Source organism: Pseudomonas sp. HMWF021, assembly GCF_003061005.1.
Classification (GTDB): domain Bacteria; phylum Pseudomonadota; class Gammaproteobacteria; order Pseudomonadales; family Pseudomonadaceae; genus Aquipseudomonas.
Genome location: NZ_QAIK01000087.1, coordinates 1 through 16605, shown reverse-complemented (window position 1 = coordinate 16605; position 16605 = coordinate 1). Strand labels below are relative to the sequence as shown.

The 16605-nt window shown below is 58.0% G+C and carries 15 protein-coding genes, 1 tRNA gene and 1 pseudogene; 5 read left to right on the top strand and 12 right to left on the bottom strand.

What is annotated here, in order from left to right; genetic code table 11:
- Positions 1-54 precede the first annotated feature (54 nt).
- Positions 55-965, top strand: a pseudogene (locus tag DBR18_RS11900) (Arm DNA-binding domain-containing protein).
- A 153-nt stretch (positions 966-1118) separates the two neighbouring features.
- Here the strand turns inward: DBR18_RS11900 and DBR18_RS28120 are convergent.
- The 3 genes from DBR18_RS28120 to DBR18_RS11890 all read right to left on the bottom strand — a co-directional run bounded on the left by DBR18_RS28120 (position 1119) and on the right by DBR18_RS11890 (position 3037).
- Positions 1119-1400, bottom strand: a complete 282-nt coding sequence (locus DBR18_RS28120; protein WP_146188756.1) for a hypothetical protein — start codon at positions 1398-1400, stop codon at positions 1119-1121.
- Positions 1401-1629: 229 nt separating this feature from the next.
- Positions 1630-2421: a hypothetical protein gene (locus DBR18_RS28115; protein WP_146188755.1), complete on the bottom strand. Its 792-nt coding sequence runs from the start codon at positions 2419-2421 to the stop codon at positions 1630-1632.
- A gap of 526 nt (positions 2422-2947) precedes the next feature.
- Positions 2948-3037: transfer RNA gene (locus tag DBR18_RS11890), tRNA-Ser, on the bottom strand.
- Positions 3038-3332: 295 nt separating this feature from the next.
- Here DBR18_RS11890 and DBR18_RS11885 point away from each other — a divergent pair.
- The 3 genes from DBR18_RS11885 (at position 3333) to DBR18_RS11875 (ending at position 6067) form a co-directional block, all read left to right on the top strand.
- Positions 3333-4022, top strand: coding sequence for a crotonase/enoyl-CoA hydratase family protein (locus DBR18_RS11885; protein ID WP_108590454.1), 690 nt, complete (start codon positions 3333-3335; stop codon positions 4020-4022).
- Positions 4023-4238: 216 nt separating this feature from the next.
- On the top strand, positions 4239-4961 hold the full coding sequence (locus DBR18_RS11880; protein WP_108590453.1) for a 1-acylglycerol-3-phosphate O-acyltransferase: 723 nt from the start codon (positions 4239-4241) through the stop codon (positions 4959-4961).
- Positions 4962-5095: 134 nt separating this feature from the next.
- The gene (locus tag DBR18_RS11875) at positions 5096-6067 is read left to right on the top strand and encodes a magnesium and cobalt transport protein CorA (protein ID WP_007960718.1); all 972 of its coding nucleotides are present in this window, start codon (positions 5096-5098) and stop codon (positions 6065-6067) included.
- Between the two features lie 87 nt (positions 6068-6154).
- Here DBR18_RS11875 and DBR18_RS11870 read toward each other — a convergent pair whose 3' ends face one another.
- From DBR18_RS11870 to DBR18_RS11860, 3 genes are all read right to left on the bottom strand, one after another.
- A complete protein-coding gene (locus tag DBR18_RS11870; protein ID WP_108590452.1) occupies positions 6155-6877 on the bottom strand; it encodes an amidotransferase in 723 nt (240 codons plus the stop codon).
- Positions 6878-6972: 95 nt separating this feature from the next.
- Positions 6973-9117: a 3-hydroxyacyl-CoA dehydrogenase NAD-binding domain-containing protein gene (locus DBR18_RS11865; protein WP_108590451.1), complete on the bottom strand. Its 2145-nt coding sequence runs from the start codon at positions 9115-9117 to the stop codon at positions 6973-6975.
- A 24-nt stretch (positions 9118-9141) separates the two neighbouring features.
- On the bottom strand, positions 9142-10347 hold the full coding sequence (locus DBR18_RS11860; protein ID WP_108590450.1) for an acetyl-CoA C-acetyltransferase: 1206 nt from the start codon (positions 10345-10347) through the stop codon (positions 9142-9144).
- 584 nt (positions 10348-10931) lie between these two features.
- On the opposite strand from DBR18_RS11860, the gene DBR18_RS11855 reads away from it, so the two are divergent.
- Complete coding sequence (locus DBR18_RS11855; RefSeq protein WP_108590456.1) at positions 10932-11753, top strand: cytochrome c; 822 nt, start codon at positions 10932-10934, stop codon at positions 11751-11753.
- A 129-nt stretch (positions 11754-11882) separates the two neighbouring features.
- Here DBR18_RS11855 and DBR18_RS11850 read toward each other — a convergent pair whose 3' ends face one another.
- The 6 genes from DBR18_RS11850 to DBR18_RS28240 form a co-directional block, all read right to left on the bottom strand.
- A complete protein-coding gene (locus DBR18_RS11850) occupies positions 11883-12686 on the bottom strand; it encodes a transglutaminase family protein (RefSeq protein WP_108590449.1) in 804 nt (267 codons plus the stop codon).
- Positions 12683-13633: an alpha-E domain-containing protein gene (locus DBR18_RS11845; protein WP_007960702.1), complete on the bottom strand. Its 951-nt coding sequence runs from the start codon at positions 13631-13633 to the stop codon at positions 12683-12685. Before DBR18_RS11845 ends, DBR18_RS11850 begins: the two co-directional genes overlap by 4 nt.
- Before the next feature lie 12 nt (positions 13634-13645).
- A complete protein-coding gene (locus DBR18_RS11840) occupies positions 13646-15055 on the bottom strand; it encodes a circularly permuted type 2 ATP-grasp protein (protein WP_108590448.1) in 1410 nt (469 codons plus the stop codon).
- Positions 15056-15550: 495 nt separating this feature from the next.
- On the bottom strand, positions 15551-15898 hold the full coding sequence (locus tag DBR18_RS11835) for a ribonuclease E inhibitor RraB (protein ID WP_007960698.1): 348 nt from the start codon (positions 15896-15898) through the stop codon (positions 15551-15553).
- A 212-nt stretch (positions 15899-16110) separates the two neighbouring features.
- Positions 16111-16344 (bottom strand): hypothetical protein, encoded by a 234-nt coding sequence (locus DBR18_RS11830; protein ID WP_103303809.1) that lies wholly within the window; start codon positions 16342-16344, stop codon positions 16111-16113.
- Between the two features lie 67 nt (positions 16345-16411).
- On the bottom strand, positions 16412-16605 hold a 194-nt coding region (locus tag DBR18_RS28240), incomplete at its 5' end, for a hypothetical protein (protein ID WP_158275047.1).

Sequence of the window (16605 nt, the reverse complement as noted above, 5' to 3'; positions counted from 1 at the left end):
TTTTTTTTCCGATCGTCAGACTGTCAATACACGAGTACAGCGTTAGGGGTTTAAGTGAGTGGCGTCGAAGCTCGCGGCAATTCCGTGAGAATCTATTTTCAATACAACGGGGAGAAATGCCGCGAAGCCATCCCGGGAGGCAACACACCGGCCACCGTGGTCCAGGCCAGTCGCCTAGTCGAAATTATTGAATACGAAATCCAAGCAGGCACCTTGGATTACGCGCGGCACTTCCCCAACTCAGCGAAATTGGCCGAAAATACCTTCGGTCACTACCTGGACCTGTGGTTGAAGATCAAGGCCAACAGCGTCGCCGCGTCGAGCTACCGGGGCTATGCCAACAAGGCCGAGGTGCATGTGCGGCCGCGCTGGGGCAAGGCCCTGATCAACCAGATCGATCATCTGGACCTCCAGGAATGGATACAGGGCACGCTGTCGAAGACCCTGAAGAACAAGACCATCCGCGACATCATCAGCAACGTGCGCCAGGTGTACCGGGTGACCAAAACCCGCCGATCAACGCGCCGCGTGCGCCTGCTGGCACCGGCGTGGGAGGCACTCAAAAAGATCGATGCGCTGTCCCGCCGACGCCGAGCGGAAACTGTGGAGGTCGTCGAGCGTGACAATAAGACGGTGCGCCAGCACAAACTGCATTTCGTGTTCCTGAACAGCAAAAGCGGCCTACCGCACGCCAACGACTTCGTGGTCCGCGACCGCTTCTTTAAAGCACACTTGCTCGCGGCCGGTGTTCGTTATCGCGGACCTGGTCAATGCCGGCACACGTACGCCAGTCAGTTGCTGACCACCGGCGTGGCGTCGATCGATTGGATAGCCGAACAGATGGGACATACCAACGGCAACATGATCCGCCAACATTACGGAACGTGGATCAATGAAGACGACCGGACGTGGTGGGCATGCTGCAAATGGCCTTGAAACTCGCGCCAGCTACAGCTTCGCACTGAGTCCGGTGATGCCCACACTATCGGTAAGGTGGCCCACCTCGCTTAGAGTTGCCCCAGTGCGCAGCGCCAGCAGGCGGCGCCCAGACGAATCGCCGCCCCTCCTTTGTCCCCGCGGCCACCGACTATGGCGCGAAGCCTCTCTCCCTAATGCCTTTACGCATCGCTAGTTATTGGCTCAAGGTCGTAAACACCATCGGCCAAAGTCAACGTAACACCCTCAATCGTGCCGCCGATACCGTTGGGAAAAGTAGGCTCTATAACTCCATCACGACTGGTTCCGCCGAAGTAAAGAAAGGTCGTGCCCTCAATGCGGCCGAGTTCATGATCACGGATATAGTAACTATCATTGAGGAAATAGCCGTCTACAGGTGTCCCCGTGCGACGGTTTACGGCTTGATAGCGAACATCAGGGCGTAGCGATGTGGATTTAGTCATTGAGTGAATCTCCTTTCACTTAAATGCCGAGCTGCGCGTAAAACGACGCATGGGATGATGGTAGTCCAGCGCATACCTATCTAGAGTTCAGCAGGCACAAAAAAGCCCACCGAAGTGGGCCTCTTCTTGGGGACGATTGAACGAATGCTCCCGTCCATCACCCGTCGTCAAGAACCGCATAGGGCGAAAGCGGACATCCCTGCACTGCTTCCAGGGTACTCGGACCGTTTCAATTTTTTGGCTGTGTATCAGGAGTAGACTTTCTTCTAACGCGTCGTCTTCTACGCTTGGGTTTAGCTTGTTCTTGCACAGCGGGAGTGCTGGGTGTTTTATTATAATATCTTTCGAATAAAAAAATCGATAAAAACAACAAAACAGTGAATATTGCAAATTGATAAATTATTCCGTATTCATCAAAATGTCTGTATACCCCACCAAGAGAAACCTTCGCATCAACATCAATAGTTCCGTCTGAATACTTTACGAAAGAGTTAGAGCCCCGAGAATAAAAATAATCTGAAGTCCAGAAATATACTACCTTCGTAGACCTAGGCGGTATTTCTCCCAGCACAATTGGCTCTTTACCACTAATTCTTATGGATTTGGCTGTACCTTCAATCAAGGCCACACCGTCAAGAGAATTTACAAGGCCTACGTTGGTTGCAGCTTTGTCGCCTGTATTTTCTATCTTATAAAGGAGAAAGGTGCTCGCGTCATTATTGAAGCTATACTTTGTATTATACGCTTGCTTCCTGAGTAAATTTGCTACTACCAAAATCTGGGAAGTCGAAAATCCTCGATCCTTTATTATCTCTTCTTTTTCTAAATCAGCCTCAATTTCCGAAACATCCTTTAGCGCCCCATCGATATAAGCTTGAATACTTGGATGTGACTTGTAAGTACTCGATTCTACAGTAGCGGTTAAATCGATTGCTGGCGCTGATATTAACTGTTTCAGACTGAAAGCCGATAGAGCCAAACCCACTACAAGAGCGACGGTAGACAAATGGTCCTTAATCAAACGATAACTCCATGTTAGTAATTGAGCGAGGCACAATCCGCAAATCGGGTTCAGTGCAAGCTGAAAAAAATTCTAAGTTTGCCAATCATGAAGCACTAGTCGCTGGTTTACAACGTAGGTGCTTCTCCGCCATTCGTTCTTTGTCCGACTCACTGCCCGTCGCAAAGGGCAGCAACTGACCCAGATGGTGTAGGAACGAAGGCACCGCTTGAAGTCAGCGCCATTACGTAAAATTTGCCATGACTGGTTGATCATCGGACCTGAAATTAGCAGATGAACGCGAGTTTCGTTCTGATTCTAACCGTCCAACGGCTCTACGACATTTATACACGGCCTCGGTCGATTGCCGCCTGTCGGCGCGACTCCTACCAGTTGCGGTCGTTCAACAGCCGTCACTTAGGCGTGATTTGAGATCAAAAATTACCCATCTGTCCCAGATCTGTCCCATACGGCCATTTTATGGATGCCAAAAACCACAAACCCCCGAATTTCTCTAGGAAAATCAGGGGTTTGCGTTTACTAAATTTGGCGGTGAAGGAGAGATTCGAACTCTCGATACAGTTTCCTGTATACACACTTTCCAGGCGTGCTCCTTAAGCCACTCGGACACTTCACCGTATCTCTTCAAACATGTTCTGTCTGTCGAGGCGCGCTAATGTAGTCGAAAGCTTTTCTGATGGCAAACTTTTTTTCAGAATTTTCATGCGGTTAAGAGAAAAACACGTTTTGCCCGCAAACGGGCGATGGCAAACCGGCCAATCTCTGGTGCCGGCCACGCTTCTATATAGAAGCAGAATGGCGCGCTACGCCGGGTGGGCCGGGAAACGGTGACCGGCGAGTCAGTCACAGTGCTTTACCTGACCTGCGGTGGTGGGTAACGTCTGCCCATCTTTCTTACAAGGAATAGCGTCATGAGTGAGTTGATTGCCTACCACCTCGAAGACGGTATCGCGACCCTGACCTTGAACAACGGCAAGGTCAATGCCATTTCCCCAGACGTGATTGCGGCGTTCAACGCGGCGCTGGATCAGGCGGTGACTGATCGTGCCATCGTGATCATTACCGGTCAGCCGGGGATTCTGTCCGGTGGCTATGACCTGAAGGTGATGACCGCTGGCCCTAAAGAAGCCGTGGCACTGGTGACTGCGGGTTCGACCCTCGCCCGTCGCCTGCTTTCCCATCCCTTCCCGGTGATCGTTGCCTGCCCTGGTCATGCCGTGGCCAAAGGCGCGTTCCTGCTGTTGTCTGCCGATTACCGTATTGGCGTTGAGGGCCCGTTCAGCATCGGTCTGAACGAAGTGCAGATCGGCATGACCATGCACCACGCCGGCATTGAGCTGGCCCGTGATCGCCTGCGTCGTTCGGCGTTCCACCGTTCGGTGATCAACGGCGAGATGTTTGACCCCAAGAGCGCGGTGGACGCCGGTTTCCTCGACAAGGTGGTGGCGGCCGAAGAGCTGCAAGGCGCAGCCCTGGCGGCTGCGCGTCAGTTGAAGAAGATCAACATGAACGCGCACAAGAACACCAAACTCAAAGTGCGCAAGGCGCTGCTTGAAGCCCTGGACAACGCGATCATCCAGGATCAGGAGCATCTGGGCTGAGCCCTTGCTTTGCGAGCCGAAGAAAAGCCCGACCGTCGTGTCGGGCTTTTTCTTACGCGCTCGGTTAGATAACCCTCGACCGCTCTAGGACGTGTCTGACGGTCAAATCGGAAACATGCGCTTAAACATCGCCTATCTCCGGACTCTATAGCAGCAATTGCCGAAAACAGTGCACATCCGTACACTGCGCCACCTTTTGTCCCGGTGGGCCTGAAAATGCTGTTCGTGTTTCGTATGTTATTGATGAGCCTGCACTTTATCCTGGCCGGTGTACTGGGAGTGATCCTCGGTCTGTGCCGGCCGTTCAACCCGGACAACAGCCGCCTCTGTGCCCGCCTCTACGCGCTTCCGGCGATGTGCATTCTGCGATTGCGGGTGAAGGCAGACGTCGGCCCGTTGATGAACAAGCCCGCCAGTTGCGTGATCGTCGCCAATCATCAGTCCAACTACGACCTGTTCGTGTTCGGCAACGTGGTGCCCCGACGTACCGTATGCATCGGCAAGAAGAGCCTTAAATGGGTGCCGCTGTTCGGGCAACTGTTCTGGCTCGCGGGCAACGTGTTGATCGATCGCGGGAATGCGCACAAGGCACGCAAGTCGATGCTCACCACCACCCACACCTTGCAACACGAAGACACTTCGATCTGGGTATTCCCCGAAGGCACACGCAACCTGGGTGAAGAACTCCTGCCATTCAAAAAAGGCGCGTTCCAGATGGCGATTGCTGCAGGCGTGCCGATCGTGCCGGTCTGCGTCAGCAGCTACATCAAGCACATGCGCCTGAATCGCTGGCGCAGTGGGAAAATCCTCATACGCTCGCTGCCGGCGATTCCTACAGCAGGACTGACCATGGATGACATGCCCATGCTCATGTCCCAGTGCCGCGAACAGATGCGCGAATGCATTGCCGCCATGGACCAGCAGCTGCAAGCTGCGTGAAAAGAAAACCCGCCTTGTGCGGGTTTTCTTTTGCCGGCTGAACTGTACAGATTTCACTGACTCTCAAGCAGCGACACGGCTAAGCTGAAGCCTTGTACTCCCTGCCATCTGCCAAGAAGAAGTGAACCACCACCATGGGTCGAGTTGTTGCTGCTGCGGTTTACAGCGCTGGTAAGAAAGTCACCAATATTACCCTCGATGAGGGCGCCGCCTGGGCCGCAAAAACCGGGCACTTTGTCTGGATCGGCCTGGAAGAGCCGGACGCTCAGGAGCTGGCCAAACTGCAACGCCAGTTCAACCTGCATGAGCTGGCCATCGAAGACGCCCTGGAGAAACACAGCCGACCGAAGCTGGAAACCTTTGGCGACGCTTTGTTTATCGTCACCTACTCGCCGATCCGCGAGCACGGGATTTTGCAGTTCATCGAAACGCATATCTTCGCCGGCAAGGGCTACATCATCACCGCCCGCAATGGTCACTCGGCGTCCTACGCGCATGTCCGCCAACGCTGTGAGGCGCGACCGCTGTTGCTGGAGCATGGGGAAGATTTCGTACTGTATGCGATTCTTGATTTCGTGATCGAAAACTACCAGCCGGTGGGTGAAGCGATTCATGCCGAGATCGATGAACTGGAGCGCAACGTGCTGTGCAGTGCATTGAATGAGCATGACATCCAGAAACTCCACGGCCTGCGGCGTGACGTCCTGCGTCTGCGCCGTTATGCAGCACCCATGGTGGAGATCGGTGAGGAGCTGCAGAAACTGAGCTTCCCGTTCATCGACAAGAACATGCGCCCGTACTTCCGTGATGTGCAGATTCACGTCACCCGGCAGATGGAAGACCTCACCACACTGGCGGACATCGCCAGCCAGACCATCGAAATCGGCGTACTGCTTGAGGCGTCACGGCAGAGCGTGGTGCAGCGCAAGTTTGCCGCGTGGGCGGCGATTCTGGCGTTTCCGACAGCGGTGGCGGGGATTTACGGGATGAACTTCCAGAACATGCCGGAGCTGAGCTGGCATTACGGCTATTTCGCCGTCTTGGGGTTCATTACGGTGGGGTGTGTGAGTTTGTGGGCGAGTTTCAAGAGGTCGGGGTGGTTGTAGGGAAGCAAAAGATCGCAGCCTGCGGCAGCTCCTACAGATGCCATTCCGTGTAGGAGCTGCCGCAGACTGCGATCTTTTGATCTGCGATCAGGCAGCTTCTGGCTTGTGCGCCACAAACCGCATCATCCACTCCGCAACCGTAGTGCCATGGTGCTCCTGCTCCAGGCTGGCGACGCCCTTCGAGTAGATCTGCGTACCCAGCGCCTCCTGACGCAGATCCAGCAGCGCGCGGGAATAATCGTGAATGAATTCCGGGTGGCCCTGGAAGCACAGCACCTGATCGTTGATGTGATACGCGGCAAACGGACAGAAATCGCTGGAAGCAATGACCGTGGCATTTTCCGGCAGCGCCGTGACCTGGTCCTGATGGCTGATCAGCAGCGTCAGCTCTTCCCGCACCGGGCTCATCCACGGCGCCTTGGCCGCCAGTTTGTAGTTGTGGGTGCCGACGCCCCAGCCCTGGGTGGCGCGCTCGCTCTTACCGCCCAACAGCAGCGCCAGCAATTGATGGCCGAAGCACACGCCGAGCAGCTTGTCGCCGCGCTCGTAGCGGGTCAGCAGGTATTGCTTGAGGGTCTGGATCCACGGGTCCGTGCCGAACGAATCGGCTTTGCTGCCGGTGATCAGGTACGCGTCGAAAGTCTGGTCGTCGCTGGGGTATTCGCCCTGCATCACGTTGTACACGGTGAACTCGGCGGCAATCGGTTGCTGCGAGAACAGGCGCTGGAACATCTGCCCGTAACCCTGATATTGATCGACCAGTTCCGGACGCAGGATGTCGGTTTCCAGAATGCAGATGCGTAGCGACATAAAAAATACCTGACACGTGATGGGAATAATGAACACCCCAGAGCCTGCCTTGAAACACCCTGGCAAGGCAAGCCCCGCAGCGTTCAGCCGATCACTTAAAACAGCTCGCCTTTCGCGGCTTTTTCCAGCAGCAGCGCCGGCGGGGCAAAGCGCTCGCCGTACTGCTCGGCCAGGTACTGCGCGCGTGCGACGAAGTCCTGAACGCCGTACTGGTTGATGAACTGCAGCGCCCCTCCGGTCCACGGCGCAAAACCGATGCCGAAGATCGAGCCTACGTTGGCATCCGCCGTCGAGGTCAACACGCCCTCCTCCACACAGCGCACGGTTTCCAGGGCCTGCACGAACAACAGACGATCACGCACATCCTTCGGCGAAATCTGCCCGTCAGCCTTTTCGAAGCGCGCTTTCAACTCCGGCCACAGGTGTTTCTGAGCGCCGACCGGGTAATCATAGAAACCACCGCCAGCGGCTTTGCCCGGACGCTTGTATTCGTTGAGCAGCAAGTCAATCACAGCGAACGCAGGATGGTCTGTCAGCGGTTTCCCTTCCGCTTGCAGGTCTTTGGCCGTTTGCTGGCGGATATGGCTCATCAGGCTGAGGGAAACTTCGTCGGAGATCGCCAGCGGCCCGACCGGCATCCCGGCCTTGCGCGCTTCGGTCTCGATCATCGGCGCGCTCACGCCCTCGCCGAGCATGGCGATGCCTTCATTGGTAAACGTGCCGAACACCCGCGAGGTAAAGAAGCCGCGACTGTCGTTGACCACAATCGGGGTTTTCTTGATTTGCAGAACGAAGTCGAAACCGCGCGCCAGGGTTTCAGCACTGGTCTGCGCGCCTTTGATGATTTCCACCAGCGGCATTTTGTCCACCGGGCTGAAGAAATGCAGACCGATGAACTTGCTTTGATCCGGCACTGCCGTTGCCAGGCCGGTGATCGGCAAGGTCGACGTGTTGGAGGCAATCACCGCGTCAGGGCCAACAATCTTTTGCGCGGCCGACGAGACCCTGGCCTTGAGTTCACGATCCTCAAACACCGCCTCGATGATCAGATCACAACCCGCCAGATCCGCATCATCTTCAGTGGCGTGAATCCGCGCCAGCACAGCGTCACGCTTTGAAGCATCCATCTGCCCGCGGGCAACCTTCTTGTCCAGCAATGCCGCCGAATGCGCCTTGCCCTTCTCGGCCGCCGCCAGATTGATGTCCTTGAGCACCACGTCGATGCCGGCCGAAGCGCTGACGAAAGCGATCCCGGCGCCCATCATGCCCGCGCCAAGCACGCCGACCTTGCGCGTGACATAGGGCGCAAAGCCCTGCGGGCGCGAACCGCCGGCATTGATTTCGTTGAGCTGGAACCAGAAGGTGCCGATCAGGTTTTTCGATATCTGCCCGGTGGTCAGTTCAGTGAAGTAGCGCGTCTCAATCAGGTGCGCGGTGTCGAAATCGACCTGCGCGCCCTCCACCACCGCGCAGAGGATTTTCTCCGGTGCGGGCAGCGTGCCCTGAGTCTTTGCTCGCAAAATCGACGGCGCAATCGCCAGCATCTGCGCAACTTTCGGATTCGACGGGGTGCCACCGGGGATCTGATAGCCCTTCACATCCCAGCGCTGCACGGCGCTCGGGTTGGCGACAATCCAGGCGCGCGCCTTGACCAGCAACTCGTCACGATCCGCCGCCAGCTCATCGATCAGACCGGCCTGCAATGCCTGTTGCGGACGCACTTTTTTGCCTTCAAGCAAGTACGGCAAGGCTTTTTCGATACCGAGCATGCGCACCATGCGCACCACCCCGCCACCGCCCGGCAGCAGGCCCAGCGTCACTTCCGGCAGACCGAGTTGCACCGCCGCATCGTCCAGCGCCACCCGGTGATGGCAGGCCAGGCAGATTTCCCAACCACCGCCAAGCGCGGCGCCGTTGATGGCGGCGACCACCGGTTTGCCGAGGGTTTCCAGGGTGCGCAATTGCGCTTTGAGGTTCAGCACCATGTCGTAAAAGGCTTTGGCTTCGGGCTTGCCGACCTTGATCAGCTCATTGAGGTCGCCGCCGGCAAAAAAGGTTTTCTTCGCCGACGTGACAATGACCCCGGCGATGCTGTCCTTTTCTGCCACCAGCCGCGCGACGCAGGCACCCATGGCCTCGCGGTACACGGCGTTCATGGTGTTGGCGCTCTGGCCCGGCATGTCGATGGTCAGCACGACGATGCCGTCCTGGCCTTTTTCGTAACGAATGGCTTGGCTCATAACAAGGTTCCTTGAATTCGGTGTTCAGAGGCGTTCGATGATGGTGGCGATGCCCATGCCGCCGCCAACGCACAGCGTCGCCAGGCCGTAGCGCAGGCGCCGGGCTTCCAGTTCATCGAGCAACGTGCCGAGGATCGCGCAACCGGTGGCGCCCAGCGGGTGGCCCATGGCGATGGAGCCGCCGTTGACGTTGACTTTGTCCGGGTCGACTGCCATGTCCTTGATGAACTTGAGCACCACCGAGGCAAACGCCTCGTTGACCTCGAACAGGTCGATGTCTTCCACGCGCAAACCGGCCTTGGCCAAAGCCTTGCGGGTGGCCGGCGTCGGGCCGGTGAGCATGATGGTCGGATCAGTGCTGGTCACCGCTGTGGCGACGATGCGCGCCCGCGGCTGCAGGCCCAGTGCCCGACCCTTGGCTTCGGAACCGATCAACATCAGCGCCGCACCGTCGACGATCCCGGAGCTGTTGCCCGGCGTGTGCACGTGGTTGATACGCTCGACGTGGCTGTAGACCCGCAGCGCGGTGGCGTCGAAGCCCATCTGACCGATCATCTCGAAGCTCGGCTTGAGTTTGCCGAGACCTTCCATCGTCGACTCGGCGCGAATGAATTCGTCGTGGTCGAGCAGGATGATGCCGTTCTGATCCTGCACCGGCACCAGTGACTTGTTGAACGAACCGTCGGCCCGCGCCCGCGCAGCCTTGTGTTGCGAGTGCAATGCGTAGGCATCGACGTCGTGGCGGCTGAAGCCTTCAAGGGTGGCGATCAGATCCGCGCCCACACCCTGCGGGGTGAAGTGGCTGTGCAGGTTGGTCTGCGGGTCCAGCGCCCAGGCGCCGCCGTCACTGCCCATTGGCACCCGTGACATCGACTCGACACCACCGACCACCACCAGATCCTCGAAGCCCGAGCGCACCTTCATCGCGCCGAGGTTGACCGCTTCCAGACCCGAGGCGCAGAAGCGGTTGATCTGCACGCCGGCGACGCTGACATCCCAGTCGGCCACCTGCACCGCGGTCTTGGCGATGTCCGAGCCTTGATCGCCGATCGGCGTGACGCAACCAAGCACCACGTCATCGACCTGACTGGTGTCCAGCGCGGTACGGCTTTGCAGTGCGGTCAGCAACCCGGCAACCAGATTCACCGGTTTGACGCTGTGCAGCGCGCCATCGGCCTTGCCTTTGCCACGGGGCGTGCGTAGCGCATCGAAAATCAAAGCTTGGGTCATGACGTCCTCGAACCTGTGCGGTGAGTGAATTTCGTGCTGTCACTGTTGTCCCGCGCCGTCGAGGATTCAATGACCACAGCGCTCAATCACGTTGACGCGCACGCTCAGACGGACGGTCATTCACCCTCAGGTGAACCGGTTCAGGTCGGCGAGTTGTCTAGCAAGCGGGCGGCAAAGAAGCTGGCAATACGCCTCATGCCGTTTTTATCGCAACCAGCAGCAAATACATACGAAATGGATCTAAGCCGCGCGTGACGCGGGCTCTAAGGTAGTACTTGTACGTCAGGGTCGTCGGGTTTTGCCGGGGCCGATGTTCTCTAACAGGAAGTGCAGCGTTTGCCGTCATGGATATGCAGGCAGACATCAGGAAATAACAATAAAGGCGGTCAAGCCATGTTCAAACAACCGAAAGTTCGTCAAGCAGGACTCATTCTTTTCGCCACGACGCTGTTGTTGATTTTGCCCAACCTGACCAAGGTCATTGGCTGATTCAAGCGGCAGGTGCATCTCAATGCCAAAGAAAATGTGACTGGCCCGCTACCCGGGCCAGCGTGGCTGTGCCAACCTTTGCGCACTTGCACGACATGGACGGCGATTTTTTGAAAACGCTCATTGTGTTCTGGGCCTTGCTGCTGAGCATGCCCTTGTCTGCCGCGCAGCTGGAATTACAGCTGGGCACAACCCATCGCACCTGGCAGACCGCGGAATTGCTCAAGCATCCGCAGGTGCAAACCCTCACGATCAAGAACGATGTGTCCTACAAGAAGGACATGACCTATCGAGTAGTGCCCGTGGCGGCATTGCTCACAGGTATCAAAGCGGACGATCACTTGCAGGCGGTGGCACTGGATGGCTTTGCCGCCGAACTGGCCGCTGCACCGCTGCTCAACACAAAAGGCGCGCGGGCGTGGCTGGCGATCGAGGACCCGGCGCAGCCGTGGCCGCCGCTGTCCGAAGGCAAGCACAGTGCCGGGCCGTTTTATCTGGTCTGGACCGACCCGCAGGCCGGCAATATCAGCCCGGAACAATGGCCATTCCAGGTGGCGAGCATCAAGCGCATGGCGCCAGTGGCCGAGCGCTTCCCTGCCCTGTTGCCGGATCCCAAGCTCAAGGCGACTGACCCGGTGAATCAGGGTTTTGCTCTGTTTCAGAAGAACTGCCTGGCGTGTCACCGCTTGAACGGCGCGGGCGATGCGCAGTTCGGGCCGGACCTTAACATTCCGTATAACCCGACCGAGTATTTCGGCGCGGATTTCCTCAAGCGCTACATTCGTGATCCGCAGAGTTTGCGGCAGTGGCCACAGGCGAAGATGCCGGGGTTTTCGGCGGATGTGCTGCCGGAGGGGGACTTGGAGTTGCTGATCGGCTATTTGCAGCACATGGTTGGGCGCAAGGTTAAGCCCTGATCCGTTCACAAACCCCTTGTTCAACTCAACCTCCTGTAGGAGCTGCGGCACGCTGCGATCTTTTGACCTTGATTTTTAAAAACAGAATCAAAAGATCGCAGCGTGCCGCAGCTCCTACAGGGGCGGTGTTTACTGTTGTTGCACGGAGATGACTGGCGTCGGCGACACGAACACTTTCGCATGCATCTGCTCGCTCCCGCCGCCCCGGCGCATGCCGCGTACCGGGCAGGCGTCCAGATAATCCAGGCCCACCGCCAGTTTCAGATGGCGCTCCGGGCGAGCCAATTGGTTGGTCACGTCGAAGCTGTACCACGCGTCATCCAGCCACGCTTCGGCCCAGGCATGACTGGCCAGATGCTCGGCGTCTTCGCTGTACAGATAACCCGACACATAACGTGACGGGATTCCCAGGCTGCGCGCGCAGGCCAGAAAGGCATGGGTGTGATCCTGACAAACCCCGGCACGCCCGGCAAAAGCTTCGGCGGCACTGGTATCGACTTCGGTGGAGCCCGGCGTGTAGGTCATGTGCTGGTTCAAGCCATGCATCAGGTCAATCAGTGCGGTGCGGTCACGCCGCTGCTTGCAGGATTTTTCGGCAAACGCCCGTAGCGCTTCGTCCGCCTCGGTCAGGCGGGTGAAACGCAGGAACGGCAGCGCCGACTGAGTCTCATGCTCGGCCTCGCGCAACTCATCGATATCGACCTGTCCCCGGGCGCCGATGATGATCGCTTCATGGGGTTCGTCCATGGTCAGCACATGCAGGATGTTGCCGAACGGATCAAGCTGGGCGCGCACCGGACGCGGCAGGTCGAGTTGCCAGCTCAATACGTGCTGACGCTCGCTGTCGTGCGGGGTCAGGCGCAGATACTGGATGCTCGCCCGCACCTGATCTTCATAGTGATAGGTGGTCTCGTGGCTTATGGAAAGTCTCATGCAGCCTCCAGGTATGAACTGTGAATCGCGTTGCCCAACTGGCGCACCAGCGGGATGAATTCGGTGAGCCAGGCATGCAGGCCTTCGGCGAGGATTTCGTTGATCCCGGTGTAACGCAGTCGGGCGTCCATCTCGGCGGCGAGGCGTTGTGCAGGACGGCCATTGGCGCCGGGTAACTGGGCGAGAATCTGGTCGATTTCCTCGGTGCAGGCGCGCAGCGAGCGCGGCACATCGGCACGCAACAGCAGCAGTTCGGCGACATGCCGGGCGCCGGGTGCGTCGCGGTAGATCTCGGTGTAGGCCTCGAATGACGACAGCGCCCGCAGCAACGCACTCCACTGGTAATAGGCGTGGGCGGTGCCGTCACTGACGGCTTCAGCTTGATCGCCAGCCATTTCATAGCGCGCATCGAGCAGGCGCAGCGTGTTGTCCGCACGTTCGATGAAGGTGCCGAGGCGAATGAAGCGGAATGCATCGTTACGCATGATGGTGCCGTAGGACGCGCCCCGGAACAGGTGCGAACGTTCCTTGATCCACTCGCAGAAGCGGCTCATGCCGTAACGGCTGAGGCCTTGCTCGGCAATCCCGCGAATCTCCAGCCAGGTGGCGTTGATGTTCTCCCACATGTCCGCGGTAATGCGCCCGCGCACCGCATGGGCACTGGCTCGCGCGGCGCCGAGGCAGCTGTAGATGCTCGCCGGATTGGCCGCATCGAGGGCGAAGAAATGCAACAGGCGTTCGGCATGCAGTTCGCCGTGACGCTCCAGGTAATCGTCGAGGGTGCCGGTAATCAACAGCGGCATGGCCAGTTCGTGCAGACCGTCGCCGCGACCGTCCTGCGGCATCAGCGACAGTGAATAACTGACATCGAGCATCCGTGCGAGGTTTTCCGCCCGCTCCAGGTAACGCGACATCCAGTACAGATCCGAGGCAGTTCTACTTAACATGGCAAGCTTCCTTCAATCCTCGACCACCCAGGTGTCCTTGGTTCCGCCGCCCTGGGAGGAGTTCACCACCAGAGAGCCTTCACGCAGGGCGACACGGGTCAAACCGCCGGGCACAACCCGGGTTTCGCGGCCAGACAGTACAAACGGACGCAAGTCGATATGGCGCGGCGCGATGCCGTTTTCGACAAAGGTCGGACAGGTCGACAGCGACAGCGTCGGTTGCGCGATATAAGCATGGGGCTTGGCCTTGATCCGCTCGCGGAACGCATCGATCTGCGCCGTGGTGGAGGCCGGCCCCACCAGCATTCCGTATCCGCCGGAACCCTGGGTTTCCTTGACCACCAGATCCGCAAGATTGGCCAGCACGTGGGAAAGCTCCGAGGGGTTGCGGCACTGCCAGGTCGGTACGTTCTTCAGGATCGGCTCTTCATCGAGGTAGAAACGGATCATCTCGGTGACAAACGGGTACACCGACTTGTCATCCGCCACGCCGGTGCCAATGGCATTGGCCAACACCACGTTGCCCGAGCGATAAGACGACAGCAGCCCCGGCACACCGAGCATCGAGTCCGGGCGGAACGCCAGCGGGTCGAGGAACGCGTCATCGAGACGGCGGTAGATCACATCCACCGCTTTCGGCCCGTCGGTGGTGCGCATGTAGACCTTGTCGTCACGCACGAACAGGTCGGCGCCCTCCACCAGTTCGACGCCCATTTCCCGCGCCAGGAAAGCGTGTTCGAAGAACGCACTGTTGAAGCGCCCCGGCGTCAGCACCACCACGCTCGGGTCGTCGATCGGGCTTGAGCTTTTCAGGGTGTCGAGCAACAGGTTCGGGTAGTGGTCGATGGGCGCGATGCGCTGGGCAGCGAACAGTTCGGGGAACAATCGCATCATCATCTTGCGGTCTTCGAGCATGTAGCTCACGCCGCTCGGGGTGCGCAGGTTGTCTTCGAGCACGTAGTAGGTGCCGTCGCCATCGCGCACCAGATCGACACCGGAAATGTGCGAATAGATATCGCGATGCAGATCCAGGCCCTGCATCGCCAACTGGTACTGCTCGTTGGCCAGCACCTGTTCAGCGGGGATGATCCCGGCCTTGATGATGCGCTGCTCGTGATAAAGATCGGCGAGAAACATGTTCAACGCCTTGACCCGCTGGATGCAGCCGCGCTCGACGATCCGCCACTCGCTGGCGGGAATGCTGCGCGGAATGGTATCGAATGGAATCAGGCGCTCGGTGCCCTGCTCGTCCCCATAGAGCGTGAAAGTGATCCCGGCCCGGTGGAACAACAGATCGGCCTCGCGTCGCCGTTGGGCCAGCAACTCGTCAGGCGTGTCCGCCAGCCAGCGGGCGAATTCCCGGTAATGCGGGCGGATCTGGCCGCCGGCATCGTACATTTCATCAAAATAGGTGCGGATCATGCCGTACTCCTTGTCACCCGGACTTACAGGCCTTCGCAAGGCCCGTGCCATCGGCATAAACGCTTTGATTTCAATCGCTTGGATAATCACGCCGCAATCACCGCACCATTCCTGTGCGACAAATGCCCCAAGCTGATTGCCCCCGCCTCATTGCGACGCAGTGCTGTCGCCTATCACCAGCATAGTCAGAGTTGATTTCACTGCTTGCGCCGGGCTGCGGATAATCCGCGCATCCGCTGCAAACTTCCCACCAGGAAGGCTGCAGCCCAACTGATCCGGACTGCCCGTGCAGTCCCCGCAGGCCGTGACCCTGACCGGTTTCCTCTCCTTATCGGTCTTCCCTTTGAGCCACCCTCAGCGGTGGCTTTTTTTTGCCTTTCTGAAATGTTTTGAAAGCAAAAGCAAAAGATCGCAGCCTCCGGCAGCTCCTACCAATCACCTGTAGGAGCTGCCGAAGGCTGCGATCTTTTGACTTTAAAAAAGCTAAACCAGAGATCAGTTCAGACGATGGCGGTTGCGCACCTCCTGCTTCACGCCCCAACCCTCGATAATGCCGCCCAGCGGCTCGACCACGGCAGAGAAACCCTGCTCGAAGTCACCAATGTCGTCATAGGTTGCGTACATGACTTTGCTCAATTCCAGCGACCAGGCGCCATCGTCGCGCGCACTGACCTGGGCATTGATGGACTCACCACGAAACTTGCCTGCCGCCCTGCGCGCCCGCTCCTCGTCCGGGAAAATGGCGTAGAACTCGATGGGATGGAATCGGGAAAAGTCGAAACCGCCTTCTTTCATGCGGCGCAGCACGTTGCTGCTGATGTCTTCTTGATAGGCTGTGCTCATGAATCGTCCCCCTCGGATAGATGGATAGACTTTCCGTATTCCCGCCCCGGGCCTTACAGGCCGAAGTACAGCGGCAACAGGGTTGCCGGCGGGAAACAAGCATGTAGCTGACAAGACCAGACCTTAGCGATTGGTTCGCTGATCTCGCTTGCAGAGTAGCCCCAAGATAGAGCCGCTGCCAAGGCCTGGTTGCTTTGGATGAAAGGAAGTTTTCAGATTGGAGTGATGCTGCGGATTTCGATGCTGTTCTGGGTTTTCAGGTTTTTCACCCCGGCATCGGCGGTGCGCCCTTCCAGATCGTTCAGATCCAGTTCGGCGGCCACAGGCAGAAGCCGTTCCTTGATCAGGCGTGCAGCCTCGTCGTCGCTGGGGCATTCCGCGCGCTCGAACACCTCATCGACAATTTCACCATGATCGTCCACGAAAGTGACTTTCCACTTTTGCATCGGTGCCTCCTCGATCAAACCCGCAAATGGGCTTACATCTATCTCGACTTTTGGTGAGATTGATCGTTCAAAAGGATTGCGGCGCACGAACATGAAAAAAAATATATCCACTGTAGGAGCTGCCGCAGGCTGCGATCTTTTGATCTTGTTTTTTAACAATCAAAGTCAAAAGATCGCAGCCTGCGGCAGCTCCTACAGGGTTTTGCAGGGCTTTTAGTCGTTGCTTGGCTTGTTGATCGCCTGCAGCACGTACTGTGGCAG

What these genes read in the sequence shown, in the direction of transcription:
- DBR18_RS11850 (WP_108590449.1), bottom strand. Translation starts at nt 12,686, where the DNA reads ATGAGACTTTCCATAAGCCACGAGACCACCTATCACTATGAAGATCAG.
- DBR18_RS11835 (WP_007960698.1), bottom strand. Translation starts at nt 15,898, where the DNA reads ATGAGCACAGCCTATCAAGAAGACATCAGCAGCAACGTGCTGCGCCGC.
- DBR18_RS11880 (WP_108590453.1), top strand. Translation starts at nt 4,239, where the DNA reads ATGCTGTTCGTGTTTCGTATGTTATTGATGAGCCTGCACTTTATCCTG.
- DBR18_RS11860 (WP_108590450.1), bottom strand. Translation starts at nt 10,347, where the DNA reads ATGACCCAAGCTTTGATTTTCGATGCGCTACGCACGCCCCGTGGCAAA.
- DBR18_RS11875 (WP_007960718.1), top strand. Translation starts at nt 5,096, where the DNA reads ATGGGTCGAGTTGTTGCTGCTGCGGTTTACAGCGCTGGTAAGAAAGTC.
- DBR18_RS11840 (WP_108590448.1), bottom strand. Translation starts at nt 15,055, where the DNA reads ATGATCCGCACCTATTTTGATGAAATGTACGATGCCGGCGGCCAGATC.
- DBR18_RS11865 (WP_108590451.1), bottom strand. Translation starts at nt 9,117, where the DNA reads ATGAGCCAAGCCATTCGTTACGAAAAAGGCCAGGACGGCATCGTCGTG.
- DBR18_RS11885 (WP_108590454.1), top strand. Translation starts at nt 3,333, where the DNA reads ATGAGTGAGTTGATTGCCTACCACCTCGAAGACGGTATCGCGACCCTG.
- DBR18_RS11855 (WP_108590456.1), top strand. Translation starts at nt 10,932, where the DNA reads ATGGACGGCGATTTTTTGAAAACGCTCATTGTGTTCTGGGCCTTGCTG.
- DBR18_RS28120 (WP_146188756.1), bottom strand. Translation starts at nt 1,400, where the DNA reads ATGACTAAATCCACATCGCTACGCCCTGATGTTCGCTATCAAGCCGTA.
- DBR18_RS11870 (WP_108590452.1), bottom strand. Translation starts at nt 6,877, where the DNA reads ATGTCGCTACGCATCTGCATTCTGGAAACCGACATCCTGCGTCCGGAA.
- DBR18_RS11830 (WP_103303809.1), bottom strand. Translation starts at nt 16,344, where the DNA reads ATGCAAAAGTGGAAAGTCACTTTCGTGGACGATCATGGTGAAATTGTC.
- DBR18_RS11845 (WP_007960702.1), bottom strand. Translation starts at nt 13,633, where the DNA reads ATGTTAAGTAGAACTGCCTCGGATCTGTACTGGATGTCGCGTTACCTG.